Annotated in this window: 6 protein-coding genes; 3 read left to right on the forward strand and 3 right to left on the reverse strand. The window is 72.0% G+C overall.

Annotated features, from left to right (window positions below; translation table 11 throughout):
* The first annotated feature begins 153 nt into the window (after positions 1-153).
* A complete protein-coding gene (locus FNH09_RS26225; protein WP_162469113.1) occupies positions 154-1,179 on the forward strand; it encodes a Gfo/Idh/MocA family oxidoreductase in 1,026 nt (341 codons plus the stop codon).
* Here the strand turns inward: FNH09_RS26225 and FNH09_RS26230 are convergent.
* The gene (locus tag FNH09_RS26230; RefSeq protein ID WP_152892207.1) at positions 1,169-3,193 is read right to left on the reverse strand and encodes a phosphocholine-specific phospholipase C; all 2,025 of its coding nucleotides are present in this window, start codon (positions 3,191-3,193) and stop codon (positions 1,169-1,171) included. The genes FNH09_RS26225 and FNH09_RS26230 overlap by 11 nt on opposite strands.
* Positions 3,194-3,331: 138 nt before the next feature.
* Entirely contained in the window at positions 3,332-3,745 is a 414-nt protein-coding gene (locus tag FNH09_RS26235) for an SsgA family sporulation/cell division regulator (RefSeq protein WP_152892209.1), read from the reverse strand.
* A 413-nt stretch (positions 3,746-4,158) separates the two neighbouring features.
* Here FNH09_RS26235 and FNH09_RS26240 point away from each other — a divergent pair, with 413 nt between their 5' ends.
* The gene (locus tag FNH09_RS26240; RefSeq protein WP_152892210.1) at positions 4,159-5,586 is read left to right on the forward strand and encodes a PP2C family protein-serine/threonine phosphatase; all 1,428 of its coding nucleotides are present in this window, start codon (positions 4,159-4,161) and stop codon (positions 5,584-5,586) included.
* A gap of 208 nt (positions 5,587-5,794) precedes the next feature.
* Here FNH09_RS26240 and FNH09_RS26245 read toward each other — a convergent pair whose 3' ends face one another.
* Positions 5,795-7,285: a DNA-binding protein NsdB gene (locus tag FNH09_RS26245; protein WP_162469114.1), complete on the reverse strand. Its 1,491-nt coding sequence runs from the start codon at positions 7,283-7,285 to the stop codon at positions 5,795-5,797.
* A gap of 233 nt (positions 7,286-7,518) precedes the next feature.
* Between FNH09_RS26245 and FNH09_RS26250 the strand changes: the two genes are divergently transcribed.
* Positions 7,519-8,661: an aminoglycoside phosphotransferase family protein gene (locus FNH09_RS26250; protein ID WP_152892212.1), complete on the forward strand. Its 1,143-nt coding sequence runs from the start codon at positions 7,519-7,521 to the stop codon at positions 8,659-8,661.
* Positions 8,662-8,728 lie beyond the last annotated feature (67 nt).

The raw sequence follows: 8,728 nt of genomic DNA on the forward strand, positions 1-8,728 counted from the left end.
CCGTTCCCCCGGGTTCCCCCAGGTCACGCCCACGCGGACCGGCACGCGTCCGCGCTCCCCCGTCCCCTTGACGACCATGAAACGCTGGTCGCCGAGGACCCGCCCGGGCAGCACCGCTGCCCGACGCGGGCCCCGGAAAGGAGCCAGGGAGTCGTGTCTGACCTGCTGGGGGTAGCTGTTCTGGGGGCCGGCCACATGGGTGCCGACCACATACGACGTCTCGCTCACGTGGTGAGCGGCGCGCGGGTGGCGGCCGTCGCCGATCCCGACGCGGGACGGGCCAAGGAAGCGGTCGCCGGACTGGACGGCGTGGTGGTCCACACCGAGGTGGAGGCCGCCCTGGCGGCGCCGGGCGTCGACGCCGTACTGATCGCGTCGCCGGGTCCGGCCCACGAGGAGGCCCTGCTGGCGGCCTTCGCGCGCGATCTGCCGGTGCTGTGCGAGAAGCCGATGGTGCCGGGCTCCGCGGGAGCGCTGCGAGTGGTCGAGGCGGAGGCGCGACTGGGTCGCCGGCTCGCCCAGGTCGGGTTCATGCGCCGCTACGACACCGAGTACCGGCGGCTGAAGTCCCTGCTGGACAGCGGGCGGTTGGGGCGGCCGCTGATGCTGCACTGCACCCATCGCAACGTCTCCTCGCCGCCCGGCTTCACCAGCGCCATGCTGATCGACAGTTCCGTGTCGCACGAGATCGACGCGGCCCGCTGGCTGCTGGACCAGGAGCTGACCGCGGTGAGCGTGTTCCGGCCCCGGCCCGCCTCGGGCGCCCCCGAGGGTCTGCTCGACCCGCAGTTCGTGCTCTTCGAGACCGCCGGGGGCGCGCTGGTCGACGTGGAGGTCTTCGTCAACTGCGGCTTCGGCTACCAGGTGCGCTGCGAGGCGGTCTGCGAGCAGGGCAGCGCCCGGATCGGCGAGGAGCACGCCATGGCCGTGACGGCGGCGGGCGCCGCGAGCCGGGAGGTGCCGGACGACTACCTCGTGCGGTTCGCGGACGCCTACGACCGTGAGGTGCAGGCCTGGGTCGACGCGACCCGGCGGGGCCGGGTCACCGGGGCGAGTGTCTGGGACGGTTACGCCTCCTCCGTCGTCGCCGAGGCCGGGGTCCGGGCGCTGGAGAGCGGCGGCCGGGTGACCGTCGAGCTCGCCCCGCGCCCGGACCTGTACGCGGGCGTCAGCCGCTGACGCTGGGGGCGCCCGTCTCCAGGTGACCGGTGAACCGGCGCGACCAGGTGGTGTCGGAGTCGACGGTGACCGTGAGGTCGTACCAGCCGTTCTGGTGGGCGACCACGTTGAAGAAGTCCTCCGTCGACCCGCCCGCCGCGACCCGGTAGGTCCACGGCCCGTCGTCGCGGTAGTGGTTCGCGGTGATCGTGAAGGTGACCGCGGCGGCGGCCGAGTTGGTCATCCGCAGCCAGAGGGCCTCGCGGCCCGTGCCTGACTCCACGGCGTAACGCGCGCTCACCTCGGCCGACTTGCCGGCCTTGGTCGCGTCGCCCTGGAACCGGCGCAGGAAGCGGTTGGGGCCGAGCATGGTCAGGTCGTACCTGCCGTCGCCGTACCCGGCGCCGATGTTGAAGGAGTCGGTCGCGGTGGCGCCCGCGTCGACCGTGTACTGCCAGGGTGTGGTGTCGCGGTAGGCGTTGGGGTGGATCGAGAAGTGCGCCGCCCGGGTCGCGGGGGCGCCCTGGTTGGCCATGGTGAACCAGGCGAGGATCCGGCCGCTCACGCCGAACTCCAGCCGGTCCAGCTGTCCGCCGGGCTGGTAGGGCAGCGCCCGCGCGGGCCTGGTGCCGGGCTCCTGGGCGGGCGGCGCGTTGGTGGTGGGCACCGGGTTGGGCAGCGGCCCGCACGTGGCGAAGCCGATGACGCTCGTGGCGGGCAGGTCCACCGCACCGTAGACCGGGGCGGCGAAGTCGAAGACGCCGGTGAGGTCGCCGCTCACCCTGCGGCGCCAGGCGCTGATGTTGGGGCAGGCGGCGGGCTTGCCCAGGGCCGTCGTCCAGGCCTCCAGGAAGCGCAGGACCGAGGTGTGCTCGAAGACCTCGGAGGAGACCCAGCCACCGCGGGTCCAGGGCGAGATCACGATCATGGGGACGCGGAAGCCGAATCCGTACGGGACCCCGTTCAGGAACTCCCCGGCGGTGCCTGCGGGTGGGGCCGGGGGCGGCACATGGTCGAAGAAGCCGTCGTTCTCGTCGTAGTTGAGGAACAGGACGGTGGAGTCGAGGACGTCGGGATCCGCGGCCAGCGCCCGGTAGACGAGGTCGACGAAGTGGGCGCCGTCGCCGGGCGGGGCGTACGGGTGCTCGGAGAAGGCCTGGTTGGCGACCACCCAGGAGACCTGGGGGAGCGTGCCCGCGAGCACGTCCGCCCTGATGGCGGCGGCGATGTCGTCGGGGGTAGAGCCGGTCACCTTCGGCACGGAGGACATGCCCCGGTCGTAGAGCGGGTCGCCCGCCTTGGCCGCGGCGAACTTCTTGAAGTACGCGCAGCCGTTGTCGCCGTAGTTGTCCCGGGCGTTCTGGTAGACCCGCCAGGTCACCCCGGCGCCCTGGAGTGCCTCGGCGTAGTTCTGCCAGGTCAGCCCGGACTCGTCGCCGCCGTCGTAGCTGGCCGCGTCGACCTTGCCGCTCCACAGATAGGTGCGGTTGGGGCCGGTCGCGCTGAGCGTGGAGCAGAAGTAGGCGTCGCAGACGGTGTAGTTGTCGGCGAGTGCGTAGTGGAAGGGGATGTCGGCGCGGTCCAGATGACCGAGGGAGCGTACGTTGCCCACGCCCGAGACCCACTTGTCCATACGCCCCTTGTTCCAGGCCGCGTGCTGCGAGGACCAGGAGTGCGGCAGTTCGCCGTTGCACTGCGCGAGGGTCTCGCCGTCCGCGCCGCCCGCCGCCGGGGTGGCGCTCAGCCGCCACGGGTACTGGCGGCCGGAGCCGTTCGGCTGGTCGAAGACGCCGTGGCCGCCGGCCAGGGTGATGCCGCTGCGGTCGTCGAAGCCGCGCACTCCGCGCAGGCGCCCGAAGTAGTGGTCGAAGCTGCGGTTCTCCTGCATGAGGATCACCACGTGGCGTACGTCCGAGATCGTGCCGGTGGCCGCCGTCCGGGCCGCGGCGGCCGTCCGGGTACCCGTGCCTGTCGCGATGCCCGCCGCCATGGAAGCGCCCAGTCCCACGAAACCTCTTCGGCTGATCGGTGTCATTCGCCCCGCCCTTGTCAGCGGAGTGCCCTTGCGGCACACCGCCGCAAGGCTGCACGGGGCAGTCGTCGAGCTCCCTGCCCGCGCGGCGAGTGCGAGGTGAATAGCAGTCAAATGTGTTGCCAGGAAGGCGACTTGCGTTCAGGCGGTGGGGAAGAGGGCCTTCAGTCCCTCGTCGACGGCGGCGGCGAGATCCTCCTCGCCGGGCGCCACGACCGCGTAGGTGCGGACCAGGAAGCGGCGCAGCGCGGGGGTGTCGAACTGGAGCAGCGCCATCCCGTGGGGGGAGTGGAACTCCAGGACGGTACGGGACCCTCCGCACGGCCAGATGTGCACGTCGCCGCCGCCCGCCGGGCCCTGGAGGCCGGCCTCCAGCAGCGTACGGCCGAAGGTCCAGGTGGCGCCCGCGCCGTCGAGGGAGACCTCGGGCGGGAAGTCGACGTGGACGGCGAGCGGGTCGGTGGCGGTGTAGCGGAAGACGGCGGGGACGGGAAGCTCCCGATGCTCCGCGGTGATCAGGCGGCCGTGGCTGGGCTGCTCGACGGTGACGTCCATGGTCGTTCTCCCCCGGAATGGTTGGCTGTTCGCTCGGCCGGATCGCGGTTCTTGTCTTTACGACCCCGCAACGGGCCTTCGCATTACGCGAAGCCGGTAACAATTTGGTATGACCTGCATCACTCGATAGGCGATGCGGCCATTCATAGAACAAAGAGGCGTCGAACACACGGCTGGAAGCGACCCGCGGACCCGGCGGATCCACCAAGGCACGTACCTCGCCTACGACTTACCTCCTCGGACCACGTACGTCATTCACCCCGCCCCACCGCGCCGTGAAGACGCTGACATATGCCAGAAGCACCACCGGATCGGGTGTTGCCGAATCCCTTACACGGAGTCGCGGGCTGTGCAACAGTCGTAACGGTCCTTCCGTCAGCCTTGGTCGTACCGTTCCCGCATCGGAGTGCGTCATGCCGTCCCCTCGTTCTGCGGACCGCCCCGCCGCGCAGCCGCCCGGACACGGTTCGGTCGACGCGCTGATATCGCAGGCGCGACGGCTCAAGGGCGAGGTGGACGCCGTACGGCGCGACGCACCGGGCGACGGGTCCCACCCGGAGGAACGCTGGCAACGCGCTCTGTACGATCTGGCGCTGCACCAACTCGACGACCTGGACGCCCACTTGGCGCAGTTGCGGGACGGCCCGTCGGCACCGCCCGACGCCGGGACGGCACCCGAGCCGCCGCCCGCACCCGTCGCACCCGGCAGCGGCTCCCTGCTCAGCCGGGTCGGCAGCGCCGAGTGGAACCTGCTGACCGACGAGGCCAGCTGGTCGGGCGAGCTGTTCGCGATCCTCGGCCGGGACCCGGCCGCTCCCCCGCTCACCCTCGACGAACTGCCCTCCCTGGTACTCGACGAGGACCGTGCGCTGCTGACCGCCATGGTCACCGACTGCCTCGTCGACGCCAGGCCCATCGACGGGGAGTTCCGCGTCCGGCGTCCGGACGGCGGGCTGCGCACCGTGCACATGATGGGCGAGCCCGTCCTCGACGCCGACGGCGGCACCGTCTCCATGTGGGCCGTTCTGCGCGACGTCAGCGAACTGCGCCGCACCCAGGAGGCGGTGACCGCCTCCCAGGACTCGCTGCGGCACCACCAGCACCGGGCCCGGACCGAGCACCGGCTCGCGGTCGAACTCCAGGAGGCCGTGCTGCCCCCGTGGCGCGGCGCCCTGCGCCTGCCGCACCAGGGACCCCGCGCGCTCGACCTGGCCGCCCACTACCTGCCCGCCTCGACGAGCACACTCATCGGCGGCGACTGGTACGACGCACTGGAACTGGCCGACGGCGAGACCTTGTTGAGCGTCGGCGACCTCACCGGGCACGGGCCCACCGTCACCTCCGGCATGGCGATGCTCCTCGGCGCCCTGCGCGGCATGGCGATGGCGGGCACCCGGCCCGCCCAACTGATGGCGTGGCTCAACCAGTTGATCGACGCCACCGTCCAGCCGGCTCTCGGCAGCGCCGTCTGCTGCCGCTACCGCCCGGACACCCGCACCCTGGTGTGGGCGCAGGCCGGACACCCCGCCCCGCTGCTGTACCGCGACGGGACGGGGCGCAGGCTCGACTCCCCGGACGGCGTACTGCTCGGCGCCACCTCGGGCGCCGTCTACGGGCAGGCCGAAGTGACCCTCCAGGTGGGCGACCTGCTCCTGCTGCACACCGACGGACTGGTCCCCGGGCGCAGCCGGGACACAGCCGTGGACCGACTCCTCGACCTGGCCCCGCGGTTCGGCGAGGCGCGCACCGCACAGGACTGCGTACGGATGGTCGTGGAGGAGTTCGGCGGGGCCGAGCGGCAGGACGACGCGTGTGTCCTCCTGGCCCGCGTGGCCTCGTGATCGGCCGGCTGTCACCGGCAGTGATCGTCCGGATGTCACCGGTCGTGGTCGTACAGCTGCCGTCGGCTGTGGCCGTACAGCTGTCGTCGTCGATTGTGGTCGCATAGTCGTCGGTCGGGCCTTCGGTCGGTCACCGGTCGAGCAGGTGGGCCGGCCGTATTCTGTCGTCACCTCTGGTACGGCTCACGACAGCGGCCGCACGCAGCCCTCAGGCCCGCGCGCTGCCACTTCTCTTCGCCGGCTTCGGCAGCGCCAGCCGGATCTCCTCGCGCAGTTCGCTGATCCTCGGATAGCCGGCGTACTCCGCGGTGAGCCGGTACATCTCGCGCAGCCGGTCCCAGGTGCGGTGGGAGGAGTTCGAGCCCATCGACACCAGCGCCAACCGGGCGTAGCGGTCTGCCTGTTCGGGGTCGTCCGCGATGAAGCAGGCGGAGGCCATCGACAGGAAGTCGAAGATCTTCGACCGCTGCCGTCCGTCGACCCGCAGGGCCAGGGCCTTCTCCGCATAGTGCTGGGCGTGCACGGCCGCCGCCGGATCGTGCTCGGCCAGCGTGCGGTAGGCCAGGGCCTGCATGCCGTACAGGTCCTCCTCCTTGAACGTCTGCATCCAGTCCGGTGTCTCCCGGTCCGCCCGGTCGGAGACGAAGAGGTCCTCCGCCAGCCCCAGGGTGCGACGCATCGCCTGCCCCTTGCCCATCGACGCCTGCGCCCAGGCCTCCACGGTGCCGAGCATCGCCCGGGTACGCGGCAGCACCTCGTCGCCCACACCGGACTTCGCGAGGTTCATCAGGTCCAACGCGTCGCCGGGCCGCCCCAGATGCACCATCTGGCGGGCCGCCCTGGACAGCGCCTCCCCGGCGCGCGGCCGGTCACCGCCCTCGCGGGCGGCGTGGGCGGCGATGAGGAAGTACTTCTGGGCCGTGGGCTCCAGGCCGACGTCGTGCGACATCCAGCCGGCGAGGACGGCGAGGTTGGCGGCGACGCCCCACAGGCGCCGCTGGAGATGCGGAGGATGGTGGTAGGCGAGCATGCCTCCCACCTCGTTGAGCTGACCCACCACCGCCTTGCGTTGCAGGCCGCCGCCGCGGGCCGCGTCCCAGGCCCGGAACACCTCGACGGAGCGCTCCAGTTCCTCGACTTCCTGCGCCCCGACGGGAGCGGCCTCGTAGCGGTCGAACCCGGCGGGATCGGCGTGCAGGGGGTGGTCGAAGTGGGGAGCGTCGGCGGTGAGGGTCGGATCGGTGTGCAGCCAGTCGTACATGGCGCTGCTGAGGGCGGATCCGGCGGCGAGCGCGGCACCCGCGCCCACCAAGCCGCGTCGGTTGAGCATGAGGTCCATTCCCGTGAATTCGGTGAGGACCGCAGCAGTCCGCTCGGGCGCCCACGGCACACCGTCGGGATGTTCCACATTCCCGGCGCCCTGCCGTTTCCCCGCACGCCCGTGCCGGACCAGACCTAGGTCCTCCATGGTCACGACACGGCCGAGTCGCTCGGTGAACAGGGCTGCCAGCACTCGCGGCACCGGATCGCGCGGGACCTCTCCCATGTCGATCCACCGCCGCACCCGCGAGGTGTCGGTCGACAGCTGGGGGTGGCCCATGGCCGCCGCCTGCCGGTTGACCAGCCTCGCGAGTTCGCCCTTGGACCAGCCGGCCAGGCCGAACAGGTCCGAAAGACGGGTGTTGGGTTCTCCGCTCACGTCAAGCCCCCAGGTTCTCGGCTGACTTGAATGTAGCCCGGTGAGAGTTGCCGGGCGACTATTCGCCAGGCTTCGCCAGGGTGCGCCAGATGGTGTGCCATGGGGCGACGGGTGTCAGGTAGGAACGCGCCACCCCGACCCGGTCGCCGAGGGACACTCCCCAGGGTGCACCCGGGCGACCGGGCCGGGCAGCGCACTGACGTCGCAGGCACACGAAGGGATCTGTCTCGCCCATGTACGCAGCATCGTCCTCCGTGTCCGCCCCGCCCCGGCTCCTGCACCCCCGCCCGGGCGGCAGCGGCCCCTACCTCGACCCCGCGCGGTCGACCGCGGCCCCCGTCATCGGTGCGGGCCGGCCGCGGCGGGCGCCGGGTGTCGGTACGCAACCGCTCAGCGGGAGACTCGACTTGTCCGGTCCGCAGGGCGCCCAGCTGCGCGCGGCGATCGCGTCGGTGCATCGGATCTGCCCGGAGTTCAGCCCGGTGCAGGTGCTGCGCCGCAGCGGCCGCTCGGTCCTCCTCGTCGGTACGACGGGACGCAGCACGGCCGTCGCCAAGTGCTTAGTCGACCACTCGCCCGTATGGGCCGAGCGGTACCGCCACGAAATAGCTGCGTACCGCACGTTCGTCCGGCAGCGCCCCCCGGTGCGCGTGCCGAGACTGATCGCGGCGGACCCGGACAACTGCACCCTGGTGATCGAACGGATGCCCGGCCGGGTGGCGGCCCTCCAGCGGCACCCCGCCGAAGCCCCGCCCCGTACCGACATCCGGGCGGCCCTCGGCGCGATCTGTCGGCTCAACGCCTGGCGTCCGCCGGCGGGGACCTTCGACGCACCGCTGGACTACGCGTCCCGCATCTCCCGCGACCACGAGCTGGGGCTGCTCACCGACCGGGACATGGGCGACCTCCAGAAGCTGCTGCACGGCATCGCGCTCTCCGCGGGCCGGCAGGGCATGGGCCAGTTCTGCCACGGCGACGCCCTGCTCTCGAACATCCTGCTCTCACCGGCCGGTCCAGTGCTGGTGGACTGGGAGCACGCGGGCTGGTACCTCCCGGGCTACGACCTGGCGACGCTGTGGTCGGTGCTCGGGGACGCGCCGGCGGCCCGTCGGCACATCAGCCAGATCGCCCAGTCGGCGGGACCGGCGTCACGGGACGCGTTCCTGGTGAACCTGATGCTCGTCCTGACCCGCGAGATCCGTACCTACGAGACCGCCGTGCAGCGTTCGCTGAACGAGGCGGCCCCGGCGGCACCGAACGCGGCCGCCCCGAGTGCCGCGCCGACCGGCGAGGAACAGCGGCTGCTGCTGCGGCGGCTGCACGACGACTGCCAGCTGGCCCGCAAGGCCGTACGCGCGGCGGTCGGCACCCGCTGACGGGGACGACGGTCCGCGGCGCGTGTCCGGCCGACGACGCACACCGCGGACCCTCGTCCTACCCGCC

Origin of the sequence: Streptomyces adustus (genome assembly GCF_009377175.1) — a bacterium.
Classification (GTDB): domain Bacteria; phylum Actinomycetota; class Actinomycetes; order Streptomycetales; family Streptomycetaceae; genus Streptomyces; species Streptomyces adustus.

What these genes read in the sequence shown, in the direction of transcription:
- FNH09_RS26230 (WP_152892207.1), bottom strand. Translation starts at nt 3,193, where the DNA reads ATGACACCGATCAGCCGAAGAGGTTTCGTGGGACTGGGCGCTTCCATG.
- FNH09_RS26250 (WP_152892212.1), top strand. Translation starts at nt 7,519, where the DNA reads ATGTACGCAGCATCGTCCTCCGTGTCCGCCCCGCCCCGGCTCCTGCAC.
- FNH09_RS26240 (WP_152892210.1), top strand. Translation starts at nt 4,159, where the DNA reads ATGCCGTCCCCTCGTTCTGCGGACCGCCCCGCCGCGCAGCCGCCCGGA.
- FNH09_RS26235 (WP_152892209.1), bottom strand. Translation starts at nt 3,745, where the DNA reads ATGGACGTCACCGTCGAGCAGCCCAGCCACGGCCGCCTGATCACCGCG.